Source organism: Sulfuriferula sp. GW1 (genome assembly GCF_047300855.1).
GTDB lineage: Bacteria > Pseudomonadota > Gammaproteobacteria > Burkholderiales > Sulfuriferulaceae > Sulfuriferula.
The window spans coordinates 1,383,377-1,407,929 of sequence record NZ_CP170197.1 but is presented as its reverse complement, the minus strand read 5'-3'; the positions used below and the strand labels follow the sequence as shown (position 1 = coordinate 1,407,929).

At 60.6% G+C, this 24,553-nt stretch carries 16 protein-coding genes and 1 pseudogene; 8 read left to right on the top strand and 9 right to left on the bottom strand.

Features of this window, described 5'->3' with window-relative positions; translation table 11 throughout:
* Positions 1–15: 15 nt before the first annotated feature.
* Genes ACFDAU_RS06990 through ACFDAU_RS06975 form a run of 4 tightly spaced genes read right to left on the bottom strand, consistent with a single transcriptional unit; the run spans position 16 to position 8,544 of the window.
* Positions 16–1,335, bottom strand: a complete 1,320-nt coding sequence (locus ACFDAU_RS06990; protein ID WP_413439263.1) for an MFS transporter — start codon at positions 1,333–1,335, stop codon at positions 16–18.
* A complete protein-coding gene (locus ACFDAU_RS06985; RefSeq protein ID WP_413439262.1) occupies positions 1,307–3,547 on the bottom strand; it encodes a RelA/SpoT family protein in 2,241 nt (746 codons plus the stop codon). Before ACFDAU_RS06985 ends, ACFDAU_RS06990 begins: the two co-directional genes overlap by 29 nt.
* Positions 3,502–5,859, bottom strand: coding sequence for a DNA internalization-related competence protein ComEC/Rec2 (locus ACFDAU_RS06980; RefSeq protein WP_413439261.1), 2,358 nt, complete (start codon positions 5,857–5,859; stop codon positions 3,502–3,504). The genes ACFDAU_RS06985 and ACFDAU_RS06980 overlap by 46 nt, the downstream gene beginning before the upstream one ends.
* Positions 5,860–5,862: 3 nt before the next feature.
* Positions 5,863–8,544 carry a cation-translocating P-type ATPase gene (locus tag ACFDAU_RS06975; RefSeq protein ID WP_413439260.1) on the bottom strand — a complete coding sequence of 894 codons (2,682 nt, stop codon included), beginning with the start codon at positions 8,542–8,544 and terminating at the stop codon, positions 5,863–5,865.
* A 161-nt stretch (positions 8,545–8,705) separates the two neighbouring features.
* Between ACFDAU_RS06975 and ACFDAU_RS06970 the strand changes: the two genes are divergently transcribed.
* The 4 genes and pseudogenes from ACFDAU_RS06970 to ACFDAU_RS06955 all read left to right on the top strand — a co-directional run bounded on the left by ACFDAU_RS06970 (position 8,706) and on the right by ACFDAU_RS06955 (position 12,138).
* Entirely contained in the window at positions 8,706–9,614 is a 909-nt protein-coding gene (locus ACFDAU_RS06970) for a cation diffusion facilitator family transporter (RefSeq protein ID WP_413439259.1), read from the top strand.
* A 134-nt stretch (positions 9,615–9,748) separates the two neighbouring features.
* Positions 9,749–10,393: a hypothetical protein gene (locus ACFDAU_RS06965; protein WP_413439258.1), complete on the top strand. Its 645-nt coding sequence runs from the start codon at positions 9,749–9,751 to the stop codon at positions 10,391–10,393.
* Between the two features lie 105 nt (positions 10,394–10,498).
* Positions 10,499–10,732, top strand: a pseudogene (locus ACFDAU_RS06960) (IS3 family transposase); the annotation flags it as partial.
* Between the two features lie 197 nt (positions 10,733–10,929).
* Positions 10,930–12,138 carry a GGDEF domain-containing protein gene (locus tag ACFDAU_RS06955; RefSeq protein WP_413439257.1) on the top strand — a complete coding sequence of 403 codons (1,209 nt, stop codon included), beginning with the start codon at positions 10,930–10,932 and terminating at the stop codon, positions 12,136–12,138.
* A 65-nt stretch (positions 12,139–12,203) separates the two neighbouring features.
* On the opposite strand, the gene ACFDAU_RS06950 is transcribed toward ACFDAU_RS06955, so the two are convergent.
* Positions 12,204–12,701, bottom strand: a complete 498-nt coding sequence (locus tag ACFDAU_RS06950; protein ID WP_413439256.1) for a MarR family winged helix-turn-helix transcriptional regulator — start codon at positions 12,699–12,701, stop codon at positions 12,204–12,206.
* A gap of 71 nt (positions 12,702–12,772) precedes the next feature.
* Between ACFDAU_RS06950 and ACFDAU_RS06945 the strand changes: the two genes are divergently transcribed.
* Positions 12,773–13,933: a PLP-dependent aminotransferase family protein gene (locus ACFDAU_RS06945; protein ID WP_413439255.1), complete on the top strand. Its 1,161-nt coding sequence runs from the start codon at positions 12,773–12,775 to the stop codon at positions 13,931–13,933.
* A 118-nt stretch (positions 13,934–14,051) separates the two neighbouring features.
* Here ACFDAU_RS06945 and lolD read toward each other — a convergent pair whose 3' ends face one another.
* Both lolD and ACFDAU_RS06935 read right to left on the bottom strand, forming a co-directional pair.
* Complete coding sequence (lolD, locus tag ACFDAU_RS06940) at positions 14,052–14,732, bottom strand: lipoprotein-releasing ABC transporter ATP-binding protein LolD (RefSeq protein WP_413439254.1); 681 nt, start codon at positions 14,730–14,732, stop codon at positions 14,052–14,054.
* Entirely contained in the window at positions 14,725–15,969 is a 1,245-nt protein-coding gene (locus ACFDAU_RS06935) for a lipoprotein-releasing ABC transporter permease subunit (protein ID WP_124705738.1), read from the bottom strand. Before ACFDAU_RS06935 ends, lolD begins: the two co-directional genes overlap by 8 nt.
* A gap of 111 nt (positions 15,970–16,080) precedes the next feature.
* Here ACFDAU_RS06935 and ACFDAU_RS06930 point away from each other — a divergent pair, with 111 nt between their 5' ends.
* The 3 genes from ACFDAU_RS06930 to ACFDAU_RS06920 all read left to right on the top strand — a co-directional run bounded on the left by ACFDAU_RS06930 (position 16,081) and on the right by ACFDAU_RS06920 (position 18,914).
* Positions 16,081–17,097 carry a hypothetical protein gene (locus ACFDAU_RS06930; protein WP_413439253.1) on the top strand — a complete coding sequence of 339 codons (1,017 nt, stop codon included), beginning with the start codon at positions 16,081–16,083 and terminating at the stop codon, positions 17,095–17,097.
* Between the two features lie 49 nt (positions 17,098–17,146).
* Positions 17,147–17,995: a PA4780 family RIO1-like protein kinase gene (locus ACFDAU_RS06925; protein WP_413439252.1), complete on the top strand. Its 849-nt coding sequence runs from the start codon at positions 17,147–17,149 to the stop codon at positions 17,993–17,995.
* 229 nt (positions 17,996–18,224) lie between these two features.
* Complete coding sequence (locus ACFDAU_RS06920) at positions 18,225–18,914, top strand: GntR family transcriptional regulator (protein ID WP_413439251.1); 690 nt, start codon at positions 18,225–18,227, stop codon at positions 18,912–18,914.
* A 5-nt stretch (positions 18,915–18,919) separates the two neighbouring features.
* On the opposite strand, the gene uca is transcribed toward ACFDAU_RS06920, so the two are convergent.
* Together uca and atzF are read right to left on the bottom strand one after the other, a co-directional pair.
* Positions 18,920–22,546 carry an urea carboxylase gene (uca, locus tag ACFDAU_RS06915; protein ID WP_413439250.1) on the bottom strand — a complete coding sequence of 1,209 codons (3,627 nt, stop codon included), beginning with the start codon at positions 22,544–22,546 and terminating at the stop codon, positions 18,920–18,922.
* 163 nt (positions 22,547–22,709) lie between these two features.
* Positions 22,710–24,536, bottom strand: a complete 1,827-nt coding sequence (gene atzF, locus ACFDAU_RS06910) for an allophanate hydrolase (RefSeq protein WP_413439249.1) — start codon at positions 24,534–24,536, stop codon at positions 22,710–22,712.
* Positions 24,537–24,553: the final 17 nt, after the last annotated feature.

The following is a 24,553-nucleotide window of genomic DNA, read 5'->3' as shown; positions in this document are numbered from 1 at the left end:
TTTATCGGGGAGGCATCACGCGGCGGGTAAAACCCGATGCCCACGCAATGCTGCGCGGCGCCCGCGGCGCACATTGATGCCCATCAAAATGACCAGGCCGATCACAAAATAGCTGCCGGTCAGCAACATGGCGAGACGGTGATCGCCACCCGACACCCAACTCACCACGCCGTAGGTCAGCGGGCCCAGAATCGAGGAAAGCTTGACCGCGAAACCCCACAATCCGAAGAATTCGGCCAGCCGCGCGCGCGGACTGAGATAGCCAACCAGGGCGCGCCCCGCCGACTGGCTGGCCCCCATGCACAGTCCGGCCAGATTGGCGGCCAGCCAGAACGCGTCGCGCCCTTCTGCGCTGGCGGCTATCAGCACCATCGCGATCCAGCCCAGCAAAGTCAGCGCAATGGTACGGATATGGCCGATGCGGTCCTGCACATATCCAAACACGAACGCGCCGATGGCCGCCGTGATGTTGACCACCAGGATCAGTTTGAGCGTGTCCTGTATCTGGAAATGCATGGCCTGTTGCGCATAAATGGCGGCCAGCGCGATCACCGCCTGCACCCCGGCTTGATAAAACACGATGCACACAAAAAACCGCGTCAGATCGCGATACTGGCGCAGATGAACCAGTGTGTGTCCCAGCCGTGAGAAGGTATCGCGCCACAGGTGTGTATGACGTCCCGGCTGCGGCACGGCGCGTTCGCGCAACCACAAAAAAGTCGGCAGGCTGGACAAGGCAAACAACGCGGCAGTAATCAGCATGGTTACCGGCACATAATGCGCCGCATCCTGCCCGCGGCTCTGCGTCCAGGTGATGTAGGCCAGCGCGCAGCCCAGGCTGAGCAGACCGCCCAGGTAACCCAGACTCCAGCCCCAGCCCGACACCTTGCCCAGATCGCGCCCGGTTGCCAGTTCGGGCAAAAATGCGGCAATGACATTCTCGCCGCTGCCGTAAAAGAAATTGCTCAACACAATCAGCAACAGCCCCAGCCACACTGCACCGGGTCCGGCCAGCGCCAGTGCGGCGGTAAACAGCACGCAACCCACAGTGGTGACAGCCAGCAGTTTTTTCTTGGCGGCGTGGAGGTCGGCATAGGCGCCCAGCACTGGCCCGGTCAGCATGATCAGCAGGTACGACAGCGCCAGTCCGGCAGTCCAGGCAAACGTTGCCCACTCCGCGTTGCCCGCAATGGTGGCGACGAAATACGCGCTGAACACGGCGGTGATGACCACCGTGGTGTAACCGGAATTGGCGAAATCGTACATCGCCCATGCCCAATATTCGCGCCGCCGTACCGGCGCAAACTCAGCCCTTGCGGACGGCTTCGATGACATTGCTCAGGCCTTTGATGCGCGCCAGCGCGCGGTTGAGCGGTTGCAGGCTGGCGCTATGGACATGAAAGTGCATCACCGCCATATCGGTTTTGGATTCGGTATTGACGCGCACCACCGCCAGCCGCTCTTTGGCCAGCACCTCGGAAATATCGCGCAACAGGCCGTGACGGTCGAAAGCGGTGACGCAGATTTCGCTCTCGAACGCGCTGTCCTCGCCCCACGTCGCCGCCAGCAGACGTGCCTGGCGCTCGCCCGATATGCGCTGAATGTTGGCGCAGTCGCGGCGATGGATGGTGACGCCGCGTCCCTGCGTGGCATACCCGGCAATCGCGTCGGGAGGCGCCGGTTTGCAGCAGCGCGCCAGCGTTACCGGCAGATTGCTCACCCCTTCGATCAGGATGCCCTCGGCGGGTTTATCGGTCGGCGCCTTGCTTGTCCGGCGCTTGGCCGGCGTCTCCACGGGCAGCGCAGTTTGTTCCTGCAGGGCGCTCGCCACCTGGTGCGGCGTGATGTCGCCGCGCCCCAGCGCGGCGAGGAACTCATCGACGCGCGATTCGCCGAATTTCTGCGCCAGCTTGTCCTGATTGACCTCCGCAGACCCCTGGCGATGCAGCTCCTTGTCCAGAATGGCACGTCCCTGAGCGACGTTTTCTTCGAAGTGCAGATACTTGAACCAGTGCCGCACCTTGGCACGGGCGCGCTGGGTGACCAGATAGCCCAGCGCCGGATTGAGCCAGTCACGGCTCGGCGCGCCTTCCTTGACGGTAAGGATTTCCACGCGCTGGCCGTTTTTCAGCGGCGTGTTGAGCGGCACCATCACTCCATCCACCTTGGCTCCCCGGCAGCGATGGCCCAGATTGGAATGCACGTGGTAGGCAAAATCCACCGGGCTGGCGCCGGCAGGCAGGTCGATCACCCGCCCCTGCGGCGTGAGCACATAAACACGATCCTGAAACAGCTCGTTCTTGAACAGCTCGGCCAGTTCGGCGCTGTCCGCCACTTCGTCCTTCCATTGCAGAATCTGGCGTAACCAGGCGATCTTGTCCTCGGCACCGGCGGCGGCGCTGCTGCCCTCCTTGTAACGCCAGTGCGCGGCCACGCCCAGCTCGGCGTGCTTATGCATGTCGAAGGTGCGTATCTGCACCTCCAGCGCCTTGCCTTCAGGGCCGATCACACCGGTGTGCAGCGAACGATAGTCGTTGCTTTTGGGCTGCGCGATGTAGTCGTCGAATTCGCCGCTGATCGGCTGCCACAGGTTGTGCACGATGCCCAGCGCGGTGTAGCAGTCGCGCAGTTCCGGCACCAGGATGCGCACCGCGCGGATGTCGTAGAGCTGGTCGAATTGCAGATGCTTGCGCTTCATCTTGTTGATGATGCTGACGATGTGTTTGGGACGGCCTGTCACCTCGGCCTGGATGTGGACAGCGTGCAGTTCAGCCTGCAATCTGGCCACCACGTCCTGGATATAACGCTCGCGATCGAGACGTTTTTCGTCCAGCAGGCGTGCGATGCGCTGGTAATTTTCCGGCTCCAGAAAACGATAGGACAAATCCTCCATTTCCCACTTCAATTGCCACACCCCGAGCCGGTTGGCGAGCGGCGCAAACAGCTCGCGCACTTCGCGCGCCACCTGGGTTCGCGCCGTTTCGTCGTCGCTTTGCACCAGGCAGCGCAACGCATGCGCGCGCTCGGCCAGCTTGATCAGCACCACACGAATGTCCTCGACCATCGCCAGCAACATCTGGCGCAATCCCTCTACCTGGCTTTGCCCATCACGCCGCGCCGACTCGCCACCGCCCACCAGCTGGCCGATTTCGTCCATGCGCGTCACACCGCGCGCCAGCTTGACCACCTGCGGATTGAGTTGTGCACTCAGCACATCATCCTGCCAGGGGTCAGTCAGGCCAATGAGCAGCGCCGCTGCCACACTGTCGGCATCCAGGTGCAGATCGGCCACCTGCGTGGCGCTGCCGATGGCGTGACTGATACGTGCTGCACCGAATGCGGTGAGCGTGTCCGGCTCGGTCAGGATCAGTTCGCCGGCGGCGCGAATCAGCGCCACTCCGCTGGCGTCAAACTGCCCGGCAAGGTGCGCGAGCGCCGCATCGGGATCGAGATTGTCGCCACAACTGGCGCTGGGGGTATGCGTGGTAACCATGGGCTGAATTATCGCACGCCAGCCTGCCAATATCGCTGCCGGGTTTGCCGCCATGCTGTAACACTGGGCGCCAGGCCCGGGACAAAATTCACCTCTACCGCCCCATCGCTGTCAGAGCGCAACAAACGGCTGCGCTGCCCTGCATAGCGCGCCACGATATCACCGCGCGGGTGACCAAAACGGTTGCGATAGCCCACCGTGAATACAGTGACGGCAGGATGCACGGCAGCAACAAAATCCGGCGTGGACGAAGTGCGGCTGCCATGATGCGGGGCGACCAGCAAGGTGGTGGGCAATTGCTCAGGCACGCTGGCCAGCAGTTCGGCTTCATCGCGCGCTTCGATGTCGGCGGACAACAATGCGCTGCCACCCGCGGCAGCCACTTTCAGCACGCAGCCGCGATTGTTGTCTTTCAGGCGGGCATTGTCATAGCTGGCCTGCGTGGGGTGCAGCACGGCAAAATTCACCCCATCCCATTGCCAGTGCTGCCCGGCCACACAGCGCAGGTTGCGCACTCCGGCTGACAGCGCCGGGTGCGTGGCGGGCAGCGAACTGGCGAGCCAGCCTGCCGGCACTTCGCGCAGTACCGACAACGCGCCGCCGCTGTGGTCGTTATCGTCGTGCGACACGATCAGGCCGTCGAGCCGCGTCACGCCTTCGCCACGCAGATACGGCACGATGATCCGGCTGCCGCTGTCGGATTCAGCCGTATAGCGCGGCCCGGTGTCGAACAGCAGCGCGTGATGCGCAGTGCGCACCAGCACTGCCAGCCCCTGCCCCACATCCAGCACGGTTACCCACAGCGCACCTGGCGCAGGATGCGGCGCTGGCGTCAGCAAGGCCGGCAGGATCAGCAGCGCCCCCAGCCAGCGCGCCGGAAAGCCGCGCGGCAGCAGCAGCCACAGCGCACCCAGCAGCGCCAGCATCATGGCGGCGGCACGCGGTTCGGGCTGTTGCCACAACGCCAGCGGCAGGCGCGCCAGCCAGTCCAGTACCCACACGCACCCGGCCATCAGCCAGTGTGCGGCATGCAGCAGCCAGTCCATGCCTGGCACACTGCCGGCCAGCGCCAGCGGTGTCACGCCGAAACTCACCAGCGGTATGGCAAATGCATTGGCCAGCGGCGACACCAGCGACAGCTGGCTAAACAGCAGCAACAGGACCGGCGCCAATGCCAGCGTCACCGCCCATTGCGTCGCCAGCCAGGCACGCAGCCAGTGCGGCTTGCCGACCCGTGCGGTGGTGGCGAACAGCATCGCCGCGACCGCACCGAACGACAGCCAGAATCCCGCCGACAGTACCGCCCACGGATCAAGCAGCACGACCACCAGCAATGCCCACAGCAGCACGCGGGTCGGCGCAATCACGCGTCCCGACCACAATGCCACGGCTACTACCAGCAGCATGTAGAGCGTGCGCTGTGCCGGCACCGCAAATCCTGCCAGCAGCACATACAGCAGCGCCGTGAACGCCCCTGCCAGCACCGCCGCGCGCCGTGCCGGCAGCCGCAGAGTCAGGCGCACGCTGCGCCGCCACAGCCAGTACACCAGCGCAAACGCCAGCCCGGAGAGCATGGTCACATGCAAACCGGAGATGGAAATCAAATGCGTAATTCCGGTGCGCTGGTACAGCGCCCATTGCACAGGCGGGATGGCGGACTGGTCGCCAATCACCAGCGCCTTCAGCACCCCGGCGTAGGGCTCGCCCGCCAGCACGCGGTCAATGCGCAATGCGATGGCTTCACGCACTGCCTCCACCGCATAACCGGGACGCATCACGAAGACACGCAAACGCCGGTTATCGGCGCTGTCGCGCACGTTACCAATGGCGCGCAGATTGCGTTCCAGAAACCAGGCCTCCAGGTCGAACACATGAGGATTTGCGTTGGCGTGCGGACGGCGCAGGCGCACCGTGAAACGCCAGCGCTCACCCGCATGCACACGCGGGGCATTGGGTAGCGGCTTGCCGTTGAAGGCCGTGGTGTAAGTGTTGAGCTGGATATGGCGCGGCACGTGCGCACCGGGGGTGATCACTTGCTCGACATCGAATTCAAAGCGCTGGCCATGTTCGGTGTTGACCGGCAGGCTGGCCACCACGCCGCTGAGCGCGATGTCCATGCCTTCCCACGTCGGCGGCAGCGCGTCCTGCATGCGCTGCCCGGCAACCGCCGCGGCAAACAGGAATCCGGCGCCAAACAGCGTGCCCAGCAACAGTCCACGGCGTATTGCCCCAGGCAGCCGGTGACGCGGCAACCAGTAGGCAGTAGCCAATAGTGGCAAGCCCCACGCCCAGGCCAGATCGGGCAACAGCGCCTGCTGTTGCAGCAGCCACACGCCTGCGACGAAGGCAAGTATGCTGCCGCGCATCGACTAGACCGGCCGCCCGAAACGCTTGAAAGCCTCGAACCAGGCGACGCTCGCCACCCCCGCCGCCAGGCACAGCAACAGATCTTCCGGGTGCAGCACACCGAAGTGGAACAATGCGCGCAGCCCCGGTACGGCCAGCACCAGCGTCAATGCCGCAATGGCGCCGCCGACCACCCACCATAGCGCCGGGTTGGGGTTGCGCAGCGTGGTCAAGGCCGTGTGCGACCAGGAGCGGTTGGCAAAAATCAGGCCGAGATTGGCGACCACCAGCGCGACGAAAGCCAGTGCGCGCGCCTCATCCCCGCCCTGGCCGCGTGACAGCGCCACGGCATACACGGCAAGCACAATCAGCAGTACAGCGATGCCCTGCAGCAGGCTGAGCACCAGTGTGCGCATGCCGAACAGGGGCACTGCCGGATCGCGTGGGGTACGGCGCATCAGGTCCGGTTCCTCGCGTTCGGCTTCGAACACGATGGAGCAGGCGGGATCAATGATGAACTGCAGAAAAACAATATGCACCGGGTAAAACATCAGCGGCCAGCCGAACAACAGCGGGATCAGCGACATGCCGGCAATGGGCACATGGATCGCCAGGATATAGGCCATCGCGCGGCGCAAGTTGTCGTAAATACGGCGCCCCAGCCGGATCGCCTGCACGATGGAGTCGAAGTCGTCATCCAGCAGCACCAGATCGGCCGCCTCGCGCGCCACGTCGGTGCCGCGTGCACCCATGGCGATGCCGATGTGGGCGGCCTTCAGCGCGGGCGCATCGTTGACACCGTCGCCGGTCATCGCCACCACTTCGCCGCAGGCCTTGAACGCCTGCACCAGGCGCAACTTCTGCTCCGGCGTGACGCGCGCGAACACGTTGACCGTGGTGATGCGGCGCTGCATTGCAGCGTCATCCAGCAGCGCCAGTTCGTCGCCAGTCATCGCGCCGGCCGCACTGTCGAACCCCGCCTGCCGCGCCACCGCCTGTGCCGTACCCAGGTAATCGCCGGTAATCATCACCACCCGAATGCCCGCCTCACGACATTCTGCGATAGCCTGAGGCACGTCTGCGCGTACCGGGTCGGCGAGCCCGATCAGGCCGACAAACTGAAATGGAAAATCGTGCTGCAACGCAGGCCATTCGCTGCCGCGAAAATCGGCACGCGCCACCGCCAGCACACGCAAACCCTGTTGCGCCAGGCTGGCGGTTTGCTGCGCCAGCGCGTCCAGCTGCGCCGCATCGAAATGGCACAGGTCGGCGATGGCCTCGGGCGCACCTTTCGCGGCCACCACATATTCATCCCGGCCGGCGGCCTGCCAGACGTGGGACATGGCACGTAACTGCGGCGTCAGCGAATACTCGTGGGCCAGTGTCCAGTCGTGATGCAGGTGCTCGGTATCGGCGAGGAAATTCGCGCCGAGCTGGTGGAACGCGCGCTCCATCGGGTCGAAAGGCGCCACCTCGGAGGCCAGAATACCGAACTCAACCAGTGCGTGGAAAGCTTCGGGCAGACTGTCGGGCAGCGCGTAATCCACCTTGTGCATCTGTCCGTCGGCGCACAGTGCAGCCACGCTCATGCGGTTCTGGGTGAGCGTGCCGGTTTTATCCACGCACAACACCGTGGCCGCACCCAGGGTTTCGATAGCGGGTACGTGCCGGGTCAGCACCCGGCGCTGAGAGATGCGCCACGCCCCCAGCGCGAGAAATACCGTGAGCACGACGGGGAATTCTTCCGGGATGGTGGCCATCGCCAGGGTGATGCCTGCCAGCAGCGCACCCAACCAGTCGTGGCGGGTGAAGCCGTAGAGTGCAATCACCATGAGCGCCAGCGCAACGCCGATTAACGCCAGCACCCGCACCAGGCGGACGGTTTCACGCTGCAACGGGCTGGCGGAGGGCGTCACTTGTCCAAGCGCGCGACCAATGCGACCGATCTCGCTGCGCTCCCCGGTAGCCGTCACGCGCGCCATTCCCTGCCCCTGCACCAGTACGCTACCGGCATACACGAAAGGCAGACCATCCCCGCCCGGCCGCGTCATCGCCATGACGCCGTCCCACGGGATTTTGTTCACCGACATGGATTCGCCAGTCAGCACCGATTCGTCTGCCGCCAGGTCATTGCACGACAGCAGCACCGCATCCGCCGCGACCCGGTCGCCCTCCGTCAGCAGCAGGAGATCGTCGCGCACCACCTCGCGCCCGGCGATACGCTGTTCGATCCCGTCGCGCAGCACCAGTGCGCGCGGGCTGGTGAGGTCGCGCAAGGCTTCCAGCACATGCTCGGTTTTACGCTGCTGGTACACGCTGGCACCCATCACCACGAACACGAAACTCAGCAGAATCAGCGCTTCGTGGATATCGCCAAATACCAGATAAATCCCCCCCGCCGCGATCAGCAGGACGAACATCGGCTCACGCAACACCTCCAGGGCGATGATCCCGAGGCTGCGCCGCCGCGTGCCGGGAAGCTCGTTGTAGCCCTCCGTGCGCAAACGCTCGGCCGCCTCACGTTGAGTGAGGCCGGTGAGGACAGGCTCGATATTGTCTGGGGCAGGCGACATGGCATCGTGCGGCGCAGGGCGGGATGCCGTCAGGATATGCAAGAAAGGGCGGTATGCAAAGTGCCATCGGCGTCGCCGCCACGGCAGCATGCGTGAAACGCTGAATTTTGGATAGGCATTCAGAAACATCATCACGCTTCATCCTTCGCCTCCTTTTCCAGACGAATGCGCATATGATAGCGGCTTTCAATTTCCAGATGCGGGACCACCCACCCCAAGATAGAATAAAAAATGGTTTAATGGATTCGAGTCTGAAAACCCAGTCTCAATCTCCCCCGCGAAGAAGAACCGACATGCTGCCTGCCTCCCTCAAACGCTACGCCTGGCTCTCCATCGCTGCGGCCCTGGTCACCATCCTGCTCAAGGGCTGGGCTTGGTGGCTCACCGGCTCAGTGGGATTGCTATCCGATGCACTCGAGTCCTTTGTCAATCTGGCGGGGGCGATGATGGCGCTGGCCATGCTGACATTGGCGGCCTTGCCGGCAGACGACAACCATGCGCACGGGCACGGAAAGGCGGAGTACTTTTCCAGCGCATTCGAAGGCTTTCTCATCCTTGTCGCCGCTGCCAGCATCGCCTATGCAGCCCTCGAGCGCCTGCTCAATCCGCAACCGATCGAAGCGGTGGGTATCGGGCTGGCGGTGTCGGTGGCCGCTTCGGTGATAAATCTGGCCACTTCGCGCATCCTCATGGGGGTGGGTAAAAAATACAAATCCATCACCCTGGAAGCCGACGCGCGCCACCTGCTCACCGATGTCTGGACGTCAGCGGGGGTCATCGCAGGGGTCGGACTGGTGTGGGTGACGGGCTGGATCTGGCTCGACCCGGTGATTGCCATCCTGGTGGCCATGAATATTGTGTGGACCGGGTGGCAACTGCTGCAGCGCTCCGCCGCGGGCTTGATGGATGTTTCCATCCCCGAGGAAGAACTGAAGGCGATTGAAAGTGTGCTGGATGGCTACCGCCAGCAAGGGCTGGAGTTCCACGCCTTGCGCACGCGTCAGGCCGGCACCCGTGCTTTCGTCACCTTGCATGTCCTGGTGCCTGGCGCCTGGACGGTCCAGCATGGGCATGACTGGTCGGAACGGATCGAAGCCGAGATCCGACAGGCCGTGCCACACGCCCACATCACCACCCACCTGGAACCGAAGGAAGATCCCGCTTCCCTGGCAGATCAGGAGTTGGATCGTCTGGCGGATTGAGCCTGTTGGCCGATGGATAGGTGCATAGCGCACCTTGGCCGAAAAGCGTCATTAACAAACGGCAGATTGTGCTTATACTGTGCTCCCGTATGCGCGAATGCGTATGTCGTCCGCACATGCCAGTGAAGGTTTCCATGAACAACCGGATTCGCCAGATTCTCGACCAGATAAGCGCACTCGAAGATGAACTGCAAACAGCCGTCGAACAGCAGCAGGAGCGCTTGCACTACCGCTTCGAGGACAAGCGCATCAGCTTCGAACATGCCATTGGCGAAGCGCATCGCAAAGCCAGAATGGGGATTTTTCGCTGGTTCCTGACCGTCCGCCCGCTAAACTATCTCACCGCCCCCATCATCTACGGCATGGTCGTTCCATTAGCCTTGTTCGATCTGTGCATCAGCTTTTATCAGCTGACCTGCTTCCCCATTTACAGGGTTGCCAGGGTGCGGCGCGCGGACTACATCGCGCTGGATCATCAGCATCTGGCCTATCTGAACATCATCGAGAAAGTGGATTGCATGTATTGCTCGTACGCGGTCGGGTTGCTGGGCTACGCGCAAGAAATCACGGCACGCACCGAGCAATATTTCTGCCCCATCAAGCATGCCCGCAAAATGCTCGGCGCCCATGCACGCTACGCGCATTTTTTGGCCTACGGCGAAGCGGAGGACTTCCATGCCAAACTCGAGGAATTCCGGGCGGAACTCGCCAAGGAAACGGATCAGGGACACAAATCACAAGACGGCAATCCGCAAGATGACAGCGATAAAACCGGCTAACTCAACTACATGACAGGCCGGCTGACGCCATTTTCTCGGGAATACTGCACATGCAATCGTAGTCGCGTCTCGACGATTCCTGCTTCACAGTAGCTCCTGTGCAAGGCACACCGATGCAATTGCCGGGATAATGCGCCGACCGGGAACCTGTGAGGCAGACTAAAAGCGGGACGTCTGCATGGCAGGGAGTTCGCGATGCGGTGCAAGGCCATGGATGAGGTGATCGACTGGATCGCGTTCTATAATCACCGGCGGCTGCACTCGACCCTGGGTTACGTCAGCACCATGCAATTCGAGAAAAACTGGCGGGTGGCGCAGCCACAATGTGCCGCAAATTGAAGCAACTAAGCGATATGGAAAACAAGCGTAAGATCATCGCGCATCTACGGATAATTCCTCATACCCTGGTTCATCCAAATAGCCCCCAATTTACCAAAAATCATCATGAACAAATAAGAAAAAAACGGTGCCGCCCCGGGGCTGAATTGCCGCATAATGTCGCGCAGACACAACCCGGAAACAAGAGCTATTAAGAAATGAATCTTGATCTTCGCACCATGATGTTGATGATATCCGTGCTGACGCTGCTGCTTTCCGGATTGCTGGGAATGGCTAGTTTTCATGCCGGGAATATTCGTGGTGTGCGCCTGTGGGCAATGGCGAGCATGTGTCACAGCCTCGCAAGCTACATTATATTTGCACAGTTGCCTGCCTTGACCAATGGCTGGATCATGGTGTGGGCAGCCGTGTTGGTGATGACAGGTAGCGGCCTGCAATTTGCAGGAATACGGGCATTCAAGGAAGAGCGCATTGACTGGCGCATTCCCCTGTCAGTGGCGGGCTTGGCATTTGCACTGAGCGTCTGGTTCACATTCCTGCAGCATGATGCCGCTGCGCGAGCCATCGCCAATACGCTGGTGTTCGCATTGATCAATCTAATCTGTGCCCGTGCCCTGCTCATCAATATCGAACCCCCGTTGCGCACCGCATACTGGTTTACGGGCGCATCGTTTGCCTTGCTAGGCGCGGCATCGCTGATCCGACTGGCCACATTATTTCATGCGCCACCCGATGCCTTTGTCGGCCTTTACCCGCAGATACCCTTTGTTCCCCTGCGCTTTCTGTTCGGCAGCCTGCTGCTGATGTGCGTGCCCTTCGGTTTCGTACTCATGCTGAACTATCGCCTCATTCTGCAAATGCAAAAAATTGCCTTGCGCGACGGTTTGACCGGCGCACTCAACCGGCGCAGCCTGGAACAGGAGGCTATCCGCCTGCAGGCACGCTGTCAGCGTTATGGCGATACGCTGGCGATCATGATGATAGACGTCGACCACTTCAAGGCGATCAACGACCAGAGCGGCCATCAGGTGGGAGACCAAGTCCTGCGACGTTTGGCCGAAGTTGCCCAGAATTCCATCCGTCGCGACGATTACTTTGCCCGTTATGGCGGGGAAGAATTCTGCATTCTGCTGCCATCCACCACTGAAGAAAAGGCCAGGGTACTGGCCGACCGCCTGCGGCAGGCTTATGCCTCCTTGACCATGGAGTTTGGCGGCGCGGTTTTGCACAGCACCATCAGCATCGGTGTAGCCGATTCGAAACGTGTCGGTCTGGAATTCAATGAACTCGTTTCTGCCGCAGACAAGGCGCTCTACCACGCCAAACAGGAAGGCCGCAATCGCGTAGTGACCCATTCCGCCATCTTGTCCAGTGTGCCGGAATTGGTAACGCCTTTACCGGAATGACCAAGCTCCTGGCCTGCTGACGATCAATTCCCCGTAAGTTTGGCGACTTGAAATCGAGGCTGCTTTCAGCACTTTTTGCTCAAGCTGTGCATCACCTGATGCCACCCCGCCGCGGCACTTTCCCCAACCTCATCAAAAACTGCTTGTAACAGTTTCATCTGGGTGCCGGTGAGTTGTGCTTCGAGTTTCTGCCCCATGGGGGTCAATGACAGCTGACGAACACGACGATCGTGCTCCGCGGTATTGATCACCACCAGACGCATTGCGATCAACTGCCGCAGGGGTGCGTTCAAGGCTTGTTTGCTGACATTGAGTATGCTCAGCAAGGCATTAACCGAAATCTGCGGGTTGCGGCCAACGAAATAGAGTATGCGGTGATGGACTCTACCCAAACCACGCTGATCGAGAATGCGGTCTGGGGGCGCAGTAAAGGCGCGGTAGCCGAAGTAAAACTGCTCTATGGCCAGGTGCAATGCGGTTTCGGGCGACTCGGACGAGTGCGTGTCGGTAGCCTTGGCGTTGTCATTGGACTGCATATCGGCAGTGGCTATTGGGTCAACCATATTGACATGATAAGCGTGCATTCATTAGGATGTATATAGGTCAACTTTATTGACATTATGGATCGACTGCCATGACCCCCCCGCCACCCTCTCATCCTGCTCACTTTTCTTCCCGCACCCGCGATTTGCATCCGTCCCCGATCCGCGAAATTCTGTCTGTCGTCAATCGGCCGGGCATGATCTCCTTTGCGGGTGGGCTACCGGCGCCAGACAGCTTTCCCAGATTCAATCTGGACAGCATGCCGCAGGAAATCCTGCAATACGGCCCCAGCGAAGGCGAGAGGGCATTGCGTCAGAGAATTGCCGAAGAGCTGCATGAGCGAGGTTTGCAGTGCACGGCCGAACAAGTGCTGATTCTTTCCGGTTCGCAACAAGGTATCGATCTTGTCGCCAAACTGTTCATCGACCCTGGTACCGCGGTGGCGGTGGAGTCGCCCACCTATCTGGCGGCTTTGCAGGTATTCCGTTTTTTCGGAGCGCGCTTTGTTGCCTACGACGCGGAAAAACTGGATGAGCAAGCGATGCAACGTGAAAGGCCGGCTTTTGCCTATGCCATTCCCACTTTTCAGAACCCGAGCGGCCGCTGCCTCGGCGCCACCCAGCGCGACGCGCTGGCCGCCGCCTGCGATTCCACCCGGATTCCCCTGTTTGAGGACGACCCCTATCGTGACCTGGTGTATGACTCCTGTGAGCGCAGCCCGGTATGCGGCCGTTTGCAGCGAGCACCCTGGATTTATCAGGGATCATTCTCGAAGAGTCTGGCGCCGGGATTGCGTCTTGGCTACCTCGCCGCTTCGCCCGATCTGCTGCCATATCTCACGAGTCTCAAGCAGGCAGCCGATTTGCACAGCAATCGGGTGAGCCAGTGGCTGGTGCTGCAGCAGTTGAATGATCCGGCGCGCAGCCGACATCTGGACGAACTGGCGCAACGTTATCGCCAGCGCCGGGATAACTTCGAGGCGGCATTGCGGCGTCATTTCGGCGATCTCGCCAGCTGGAAGACGCCGCCGGGCGGGCTGTTCTTCTGGCTCACCCTTAATCGCCGCATCGATACGCGCCAACTTTTGGCCGGGGCTATTGCAGAGGGGGTCGCCTTTATGCCTGGCGAACCATTCCTGCCTGTGGATGTGGACAGTTGCGGTCAGTTGCGTCTCAATTTCAGCCATGCCAGCGAGGCGCATGCAGATCTGGGGCTGGGAAAACTGGCGGCGTTGGTTCGCAGCTTTATTTGAACCATGCTGGCAAGGATAAATTCATCCTCCTTGGCACTGTACTGCATCCCATTTTTCAGTCTATTTCCGAAATCCCGCTTGGCCGCATGGCGTTCCGGAATTTGCAACGGTAGTCAGCTCAACCCTGCACCAGCACCCCATCCGCCAGTTGCAACACGCGCTGCATGCGCCTGGCCAGATCGGGGTCGTGGGTAACCACCAGAAAGCTGGTGCCGTGCTGTTGATTCAGCGCCAGCATCAGTTCCTGAATGCCCTCGGCGGTATGGCGATCCAGGTTGCCGGTCGGCTCATCCGCCAGCACGCAGGCCGGTTGCGTAACCAGCGCGCGGGCAATCGCGGCACGCTGACGCTCGCCGCCGGAAAGTTCGCCGGGGGAGTGGTCAAGGCGATGCGCGAGGCCGACTTCCTTGAGTACCTTGGCGGCCCGTTCGCGCGCTTCTGCGGTGGGCATGCGCCGGATCAGCAGCGGCATGGCGACGTTGTCCAGCGCAGTGAATTCGGGCAGCAGGTGGTGAAACTGGTAGACGAAGCCGAGCGATTCGTTGCGCAGCTTGCCGCGCTCGGTTTCGCCCAGATGCTGAATATCGCGCCCCATGATTTCCACGCTGCCGCTGCTGGCATCGTCCAGCCCGCCCAACAGATGCAACAAGGTGGATTTGCCGGAGCCCGAGGCGCCCATGATGGCGATGCGCTCGCCCGCTTCCACCACCAGATTGACGCCGGTCAGCACCTGCACATCCAGCCTGCCCTGGCGATAGGTTTTTTTCAGGTCGCGGCAAGCAATCACTTGCTTATTCATAGCGCAAAGCCTCCGCAGGATTGGTGCGCGATGCGCGCCAGCTCGGGTAGATGGTCGCCAGCCAGGACAACACCAGCGCCACGATGCCAATTACCCATACGTCGTGCCACTCCAGTTTGGAGGGCAGCTCGCTGATCTGATACACGTCGGACGACAGAAAATGGACGCCAAAGGTGCGTTCGATGAACGGTACCACGGTGCCGATATTGAGTGCCAGCAATACGCCCGACAGCAATCCCATGGCGGTGCCGATCAAACCGATGATCGCGCCCTGCACCATGAAAATTTTCATGATGCTGCCCGGCGATGCGCCCAGCGTGCGCAGGATGGCGATGTCCGGCTGCTTGTCGGTAACCACCATCACCAGCGTGGAAACGATATTGAACGCGGCAACCGCCACGATCAGCAGCAGGATGATGAACATCACGCGTTTTTCCATCTGTACCGCGCTGAAGAAACTGGTGTGCGATTGCGTCCAGTCGCGGATGGAATAATCGCCATTCAACATGGTGGTGAGTTTTCTGGCGACTTCCGGTGCCCGGTCCAGGTTGTCAAGTTTCAGGCGCAGGCCGGAGACATGGTCACCGGTGCGAAACAGCTTCTGAGCATCCTGCAGATTGATCAGCGCCAGGCCGGAGTCGTACTCGTACATGCCGATCTGGAATATGCCCACCACCTTGAATTGCTTCAGCCGCGGTATCATGCCCGCCGGAGTGATCTGTCCCTGCGGCGTAATCACTGTCACTTTATCGCCCAGCTGCGCCCCCAGTATGCGCGCCAGGTCGGCACCCAGCACGATCCCCCACTCGCCGGGACGCAGCGCCGCGAGGCTGCCCACGCGCATCTTGTGGCCAATGTCGGTCACACTGTCTTCCTGATCCGGCAGGATGCCGCGCACCACCGCGCCCTGCACCGCCTGATCGTAGGCCAGCAAGCCCTGCCCCATCACATAGGGCGCAGTGGCTTGCACCTCCGGCTCCTTGCGGCTTTCTGCCGCGACTTTTTGCCAATCGCCGAGCGTATTGTCGAAACCGGTGATCTCGATATGCGCCGCCACCCCCAGAATGCGGCTGCGCAGTTCATCCTGAAAACCGTTCATCACCGACAGCACGACAATCAGTGCTGCCACGCCCAGCGCAATGCCGAGCATGGAAATCAGCGAAATGAAGGAAATGAAATGATTGCGACGCTTGGCGCGGGTATAGCGCAAGCCAATGTAAAGTTCGTATGGGCGCACGGGAAATTTGAGTTGAATTTGCTGCCAGCAGTGTGCCACAGGCGCACGTCTGCCGCCAGAAAATCGCGCATCATCCAAATTGCCGCCGGGTTGGAATGATAAACTGCGACGATGATCATCACTCTCCTAATCCCCGATTTGATTCCCGCGCCTGAAATGCGCGATGCTGCGCTGGGTGGGCTTGCCCTGCCCGCCCTGCAAACCCTGTTGGCACGTGCGGACAAGACGGCTACCCCGGCGGAAGGCGGCCTGGATGGCTGGCTGTGCCGCGCTTTCGGCGTGGATAAGCAACAGGATTGGCCGATTGCACCCATCACTCTGCTGGCAGACGGCGGCGAACCCGGCAATGCTTACTGGCTGCGTGCCGACCCGGTGCACCTGCGCGCCACCCGCGACAAACTCATGCTGGTGGACAGCGGCGCGTTCCAGCTCACCCAGATCGAAGCGGAAACCTACGCCCAGGCGTTCAATGCGCATTTCAGCGCGGACGGTTTCACGCTTTATACGCTGCGTCCGGATCGCTGGTATCTCAAGCTCGATCAGCATCCCGCCATCAATACCCATCCGGTCACTGCAGTGACCGGCAAGCATCTCGACCCCTATCTGCCGCAAGGCGCGGACGGGCTCAAGTGGCACCGCCTGTACAATGAAATCCAGATGCTGTTTTTCAGTCTGCCACTGAACGACGCCCGTGAAGCACGCGGCGAACTGACGGTGAACAGCATCTGGCTGTGGGGTGGCGGCACACCGCCTCGAATCGCACCGGCTAACTCCAAAGTACTGGCGAATGACCCCACCGCGCGTGCCATCGCACTCGCCGCAGCCTGTCCCAACGATGCAATGCCAGTCAATGCCGCCGCATTGGCCGACACTACTGACGACACGCTGGTATTAGCCGAGCACTTGCGTGGCGCGGCACAATACGGCGACATCATCGGCTGGCGCGAGGGCATGCAGCAGCTGGAAGCGGACTGGTTTGCGCCGCTGCTGGCACTGCTGAAATCCGGCAAAGTAGACGAGTTGCGAATCATTGCGCCGACAACAGAAGAAAATCTGGAATGGCGTGTAACGCGGGGCATGCTGCTGAAATTCTGGCAACGCGGCAGCATCGCTGGCTTGCTGCGATGATTTTTGCTATCTGATCTTTTACTGAATCCTGACTGACCCCTGCGCAATTATGAAAACACCAAAACGACTCGAACCGCTGATCGAAGATGGCCTGGTAGATACGGTCATCCGTCAGCTTATGAGCGGCAAGGAGGCCATGGTCTTCGTTGTCCGCTGCGGCGAAGAAATACGCTGCGCCAAGGTATACAAGGAAGCCAACAAGCGCAGCTTTCGCCAGGCCGTCGATTACACCGAAAATCGCAAAACCAAAAACAGTCGTCAGGCGCGCGCCATGGCAAAAGGCACACGCTATGGACGCAAAGCGCAGGAAGAAGCCTGGCAAAACGCCGAAGTCGATGCCTTGTATCGCCTCGCCGCCGCCGGCGTGCGCGTGCCCAAGCCGTATAACTTCCACGAAGGCGTATTGCTGATGGAGTTAGTGACCGACGCGCAGGGCGACGCAGCCCCCCGCCTCAACGATGTGGAGTTCAGCGCAGAACAGGCACGCGCCCACCATCACACATTGATGATGGAAGTGGTGCGCATGCTGTGCGCCGGGATCATTCACGGCGATTTATCCGAATACAACATCCTGGTAGGCGCTGATGGTCCGGTCATCATCGACCTGCCCCAGGCGGTAGATGCTGCGGGCAACAACCACGCCAGCAGCATGCTGGAACGCGATGTCGGCAATCTCACCGCCTATTTTGGCCGCTTCGCACCGGAGTTGCTCTCCACCGACTATGGCAAGGAAATCTGGTCGCTGTTCGAGCACGGCGAGTTGCACCCGGAGGTCGTCCTCACCGGCCATTTCGAACGCAGCACCGAGGCAGTCGATCTGGACAGTGTGATGCGGGAAATCGATGACGCGCGTGCCGAAGAAGCCGCACGGCGGTTGCGATTACTGGCGGCAGAATAACTCACTCTTTTATCTCTTGAGGCGTCACAGAGTGCAATAAATTGGCGCAGGAATAAATCCATAAATCATCGTGGACTTATATACCCAGAGACCCGCCACTACGCATTATTCACCGGATAAACAGCTGGTTTTTCAGATCGCCTAAATTATATTACCTGAATCGGTTGTGGAGACTTCCCGCATCAGCCTACAATCAAACCAGGCAGAAAAATCCACTCCAGAGGTGCTTGTGTCGGAAGCCAAACCCAGTGCAAAAGACGTATACCACCAGTTGCGTGAAAGCATTCTCAATTTCGAACTTTATCCGGGAACGCGGGTTACCGAGTCCGAGCTGGCGGCTCAATATGGTGTAAGTCGTACTCCGATCCGCGGAGCATTACAGCGTCTTGAGACAGAAGGCTATTTACGCATACTGCCAAAGCAGGGGTGCTTTATCCGCAACCTCGATATCGCGGAACTCGCGCATTACTACCAGGTTCGCATCACGCTGGAAATGTTGTCCCTGCAATTGGCTGCCGAATTCATGCCCACCACCGATCTGGAAAAACTGGCGCAGTCCTGGGATCCTGCCCGGCAGGAGGAACGCAGCAACGACCCGGAAGAAATGGAAGCGCACGACGAGTCCTTTCACATGACCCTGGCGGAAGGTGGTGGAAACATCGCCTTGAAGCATTATCTGGAAGATATCAACGGACGTATCCGTGCAGTCCGGCGCCTCGATTTTACCAACGCCACGCGCATCGACCGCACCTACGAAGAGCACTACCAGATTTGCCAGCAGCTGCTCCAGCGCAACCTGTCCGAAGCGCAAAGACTGATGAAAGCGCACATCAGTTACAGTGAGAATTTTGTCAAGAATCTCACCCTGACCCAACTCGAACGTGCGCGTCGCGGCGGCAACCGCAACCGTTCAGCGTAATCACACTACGCAGGTTCGATCACAACCAGCGCATCGCCCGCAGTGACCTGTTTGCCGGCGCGGCAATGCAAAGCGCACACCGTTCCGTCGACCGGCGAATAGACGGAAAACTCCATTTTCATCGCCTCGACAATCAACAGAGGGTCACCTGCTTTTACCACAGAACCCGCTTCAATCAGCAGCTTCCAGATACTGCCGCTGATATCCGATGCCACAATATGACCAGCGCTATCTTCCTGAAGCGGCGCCACGTCCGTCTCGTCATCATGCGCTACGGTTTCCGTTGCATAGGTTTGCCAGTGAGCAATTTCTGCGTTGAAAGCCGCCTGCTGATGTGCCTGAAAGTCGGCGATACTTTCCGCATTGTCGCGCAGGAATGCATCGTATTGAGCGAGGTCAAACACGGCGTCTTCAATGCGGATGCTGGCCCGCCCTTCGCGGAAATCCTCACGTAGCTGATTCAGTTCCGTTTCGCTCACCGGGTAATAGCGCACCTGATCGAAGAAACGCAACAGCCACGGCGCGCCCTGTTCGAATTGCGGGTTTTTCAGAAACTTGTTCCAGATCGGCAGGGTGCGTCCGATAAGCTGGTAACCGCCGGGCGAATCCATGCCGTAGATGCACATGTAGACGCCACCGATACCGACCGTGCCCTCCGCCGTGTAAGTACGCGCCGGGTTGTACTTGGAAGTGAGCAGGCGATGGCGCGGATCAACCGGAACCGCACACGGTGCACCCAGATACACATCACCCAGCCCCAGCACCATATAACTGGTATTGAACACGATATCGCGCACCGCATCCTGACTGGCGAGGCCGTTGATACGGCGGATGAATTCAACATTACTCGGCAGCCACGGCGCGCTGTCCTTGACCGATTGCCGATAGCGCGCCACCGCATCCAGCGTAGCGCTATCCTCGAACGCCAGCGGCAGATGCACGATACGGCTGGGCACGCGCATGCTTCTGGCAGGTGGCAGTTGCGCTTCCAGCGCGCACAGCATATCGAGCAATGCAGTTTGATGCAGGATGCGGCTGTCGTAATGGATCTGCAGCGAGCGCACGCCCGGCGACAACTCCAGTATGCCGTCGACCGGATTGGCCTTGATCGCCTCCATCAATGCATGAATGCGCAGCCGCGAGTGCAAATCGAGCACATTGGCACCGTACTCCAGCAGGATGTATTTATCCCCTGCCTGCCGATAGGCCACGCCAGGCCGCTCGCCCTGCTCCGGCAATTCGCGTAACACACAGGCCGATACGGTACCGGCCGGCTGCAGGCTGGGCAGCTTGACACTCGGCAACGCCGGCATGGCACTGAGCGTTTCGATTGCTTCGTCCTGGGCGCGTTCCAGTGCCAGCGCATCATCGAAACTGAGCGGGAGGAAGCGGATGCGGTCACCCGGCTTGACCTGGCCGACTTTCCACAACTCGGCACGGGCAATCGTGGCCGGGCACACAAAGCCGCCCAGGCTGGGGCCGTCGCGCGTCAGAATCACTGGCATGTCGCCGGTAAAATTAATGCTGCCGATCGCATACTCGCAATCGTGAATATTGGACGGATGCAAACCCGCCTCGCCGCCATCGCTGCGCGCCCAGGTGGGCTTTGGCCCATTCAGGCGGATACCCAGGCGATTGGAGTTGTAATGCACTTCCCAGGCGGTGGAGAAAAACATCTCGATCGCGTCATCGGTAAAAAAATCCGGTGCGCCGTGCGGACCATACAGCACGCCGATTTCCCAATCCTGGCTGTATTCGGGTATCAATGCCGCGGGTGCTGCCGACTCGGCATAGCATGGCGCGGGCGTGGTGCAGGCAGGCAATACCGGGCGACTGACTGCCAGCATGTCGCCGACCCTGAGCGGCCGTCCGCCATGGCCGCCAAACTGCCCCAGCGCAAAGGTCGAGCGGCTGCCCAGATACACCGGCACATCCAGCCCGCCACGCACCGCAAAATACGTGCGGCAACCGCTCAATACCTTGCCGATCACCAATTTTTGGCCACTTTTAACCTTGATCGCCTGCCAGAATGCGACCGGTTTGCCGTCCAGGGTTGCAGCCGTAGGAGCGCCGCTCAACGCGATCGTTGCTGCGCAATGGAATTTGAGCGTCGCTCCCTGAATCGTGCATTCCAGCGCTGCGGCGCCGGGATGATTTCCGACGATGCGGTTAGCCAGGCGAAACGCGTAATCGTCCATCGGGCCGGACGGCGGCACTCCGATATCCCAGTAGCCGATTCGTCCCGGATAATCCTGTACGGTGGAATAGGTGCCGGCCTCGACCACCTCGATCACCGACGGATGGAAACGGAAGCCTTCCAGTGCAGCGGTCGAGACATTGCCGCTGACAAACACCGGTGAGGCCACCACCTGACGCAGGTAATCCAGGTTCGTGGCGATCCCCGCTATGCTCGTGGCATCGAGGGCTTCAATCAGTTTCGCCAATGCCGCTTCACGGTTATCGCCATAAGCAATCAGCTTGACCAGCATCGGATCATAATGCGCAGAGACTTCCACCCCGGTGGACACCCAGGTATCCACGCGTACGTCTTCCGGGAACACCACCTCGGTCAGCACGCCCGGGGAAGGCTGAAAATTCTTTACCGGATCTTCGGCATAAATGCGCACTTCGATGGCCGCGCCCTGCGGCACGACAGGCACGTCCAGCGCAGGTGGCTCGCCTGCTGCGGTGCTGACCATCCACGCAATCAGATCGATGCCGGTGACCGCTTCGGTAATCGGATGCTCAACCTGCAAGCGCGTGTTGACCTCCAGAAAATAAAACGCGTCACGCGCTGCGTCGTAGATGAATTCGATGGTTCCGGCAGAACGATAGTTGACCGCCTTGCCCAGCCTGACTGCGGCATCGAGTAATTGAGCACGCGTGGCCGGAGGCAAGTTTGGTGCCGGCGTTTCTTCCACCACCTTCTGGTTGCGGCGCTGCAGCGAGCAGTCACGCTCTCCCAATGCGGTTACATTGCCTTGGCCATCGCCGAAAATCTGCACTTCAACGTGGCGCGCATTTTCCACAAAACGTTCCAGAAACACGCCGCCATCGCTGAAGAAATTTTTCCCGAGGCGCTGCACCGTTTCAAATGCGGCCACCAGTTCGGCTTCATCGTTACACCGGCTCAGGCCGATCCCGCCGCCACCTGCGGTGCTCTTCAGCATCACCGGGTAGCCCAGCCGCGCGGCAGCCTGGGTGGCCTCAGCCAGATCAGCAAGCAAGCCTGAGCCCGGCGTAAGCGACACGCCCGCCGCACCGGCAATTTCACGCGCGGTGTGTTTGAGGCCGAACTGACGCATCTGTTCCGGCGTAGGCCCGATAAACACCAGCCCGGCGGCCTCGCACGCCTCGGCGAAATCGGCGTTCTCGGATAAAAAACCGTAGCCGGGAATAATCGCCTGCGCCCCGACCGATTTGGCTGCTTCAATGATCTTGTCACCACGCAGATAGCTCTCCGCCGGGCTGTTGCCGCCCAGCGCAACCGCCTCATTGGCATCGACCACGTGGCGCGCATTGCGGTCGGCATCGGAGTAAACCGCGACACTGCGTATCCCCATCTTCTTCAGGGTGCGGATAGTGCGAACGGCAATTTCGCCGCGGTTGGCGACCAATACAGTATGGAACATGACAACCTCGATTTAGTTATTCAAAAAACCGCTTTGGCCACAGAGAACACAGAGCACACGGAGGAAAACGAAGAAGGAATCAGGTGGTTCGGTCACTTAGCTGCTTGCAGAAAAATCCTGCTCGCCCTCCCGCAACTTTGTACCCTCTGTGTTCTCTGTGGCTTCAATCGCTTTTTCCAGAGTGATTCAATTGCGCCAGGAACGCACGCCAGCCGCCCAGTGCCGTGATTTCGGTTGCGCCCTTCAGCGCCCACGGTTCGCAGATAAATCCCTTGACCACGCTGCCATCGCCCAGCTCAACGCTGCCAATGCCCAGGGGTGCGGGAACTTCTGCGACAAAGGATCCGAATCCGCCTAACGGCACATCCCATACTTCCACCTCGATTGCACTGCCGCTTTGCGCATCGCGCACCAGTCCCGGCTTGGATGGCGTGGTGTTGGGCAAGGCATACAGGCGATAGCAATCCGCAGTCCGGGTACGCTCGACGAACCGGGCATGGCGTGTGGTGAGCTGATGGTTCAGCGGCATGCCGGTCAAATGCGCACCGACCACGGCAAGACGAACATAACCGGGTGCGGGTGCAGCGGGCACAGTCGGGGCAGCACTATCAGCCGGCAAATCCAGCCCTGTTGCACCCAGCATCCACGGAGCATGGCGCTGCCAGCGCAAAGCAAAATCCAGCAGGGCGTAATCGCGCCAGGCCGGCGCAATCAGCGTCATGCCAAACGGCAGACCGTCGCTACGCCAGCCCGCGGGCAATGCCAGCGCGGCACAATCTCCAAGATTGACAAAATTGGTATAAATCCCCAGCTGGCTGTTGGCTGCTATCGGCTCCGCAGCGACCGCCGCGAGCGTCGGCAGCGTGGGGGCGCTGGGCACCAGCAAGGCATCAAAATCCGCCAGCAAACTATCCAGTGCACGTTTGAGCTCGGCGCGACGGTACTCTGCCTTGAACGTATCCACCGCGCTGTAGCGCCCTGCCCGTTCGATGATGTCGCGCACTACCGGGTGCATGTCCGCCGCATGGTCTGCGATGAATTCGGCAATGGCCGCATAGCGCTCGGCCACCCAGGGGCCATCGTAGAGCAGCGCCGCCAGTGCCTGCATCGGGGTGAAATCAACCGGCTCCAGCACGACACCGAGCGCGCGCATTTGTGCCAGGGCAGCGCTATATGCCGCAGCTTGAACCGCATCCCCGCAAAAATCCGGCTGTTGCGGTATGGCGAAACGTGGCGTCTGCCCTATGCGCACGGCAGCCTGGTCCGGCACGCTGGGGCGCGAGTACGGATCCGCCGCATCGAAGCCGCCGATCACATCAAGCACACTGCCCGCATCCTCCACGTTCAACGCAAACACGGATACGCAATCCAGCGTGCGGCACGCCGGCACCACTCCCACGCTGCTGACCAGACCGCGCGTGGGTTTCAGTCCGACCAGATTATTGAATGCGGCAGGCACGCGACCGGACCCGGCGGTATCCGTACCCAATGTGAACGGCACAATGCCACGCGCCACCACCGAAGCCGAACCCGAACTCGACCCACCTCCGATATACGCCGGGTTGAAGGGGTTGGTCACCACGCCATAGGGCGAACGCACGCCCACCAGCCCGGTAGCAAACTGATCCAGATTGGTCTTGCCGACCAGGATGGCGCCCGCTGCGCGCAAGCGCGTCACGACGGCGGCATCGTGTCCAGCCACATGGGCAAAGGCCGGACACGCCGCCGTGGTCGGCAGTCCGGCCACATCCATGTTGTCCTTGACAGCAAACGGAATGCCATACAACGGCAGGCGGCTGCGCTCGCCATTGGCCTGTACCAAAGCCTCCGCCAGGGCATCCAACTGCTGCTTGAGTGTGGTGCTATCCACGATCATGATCCAGGCCGGGTCGTCATGTTGCAAACCTGCCAGCAGTTCCCCAAGCAACTTGTCCGGATCGGCCTGATCCACAAGATAGGCGGCGCGCCACTGGCTGATGGTCCATCCCATGGTAGGCATCCCAGGTG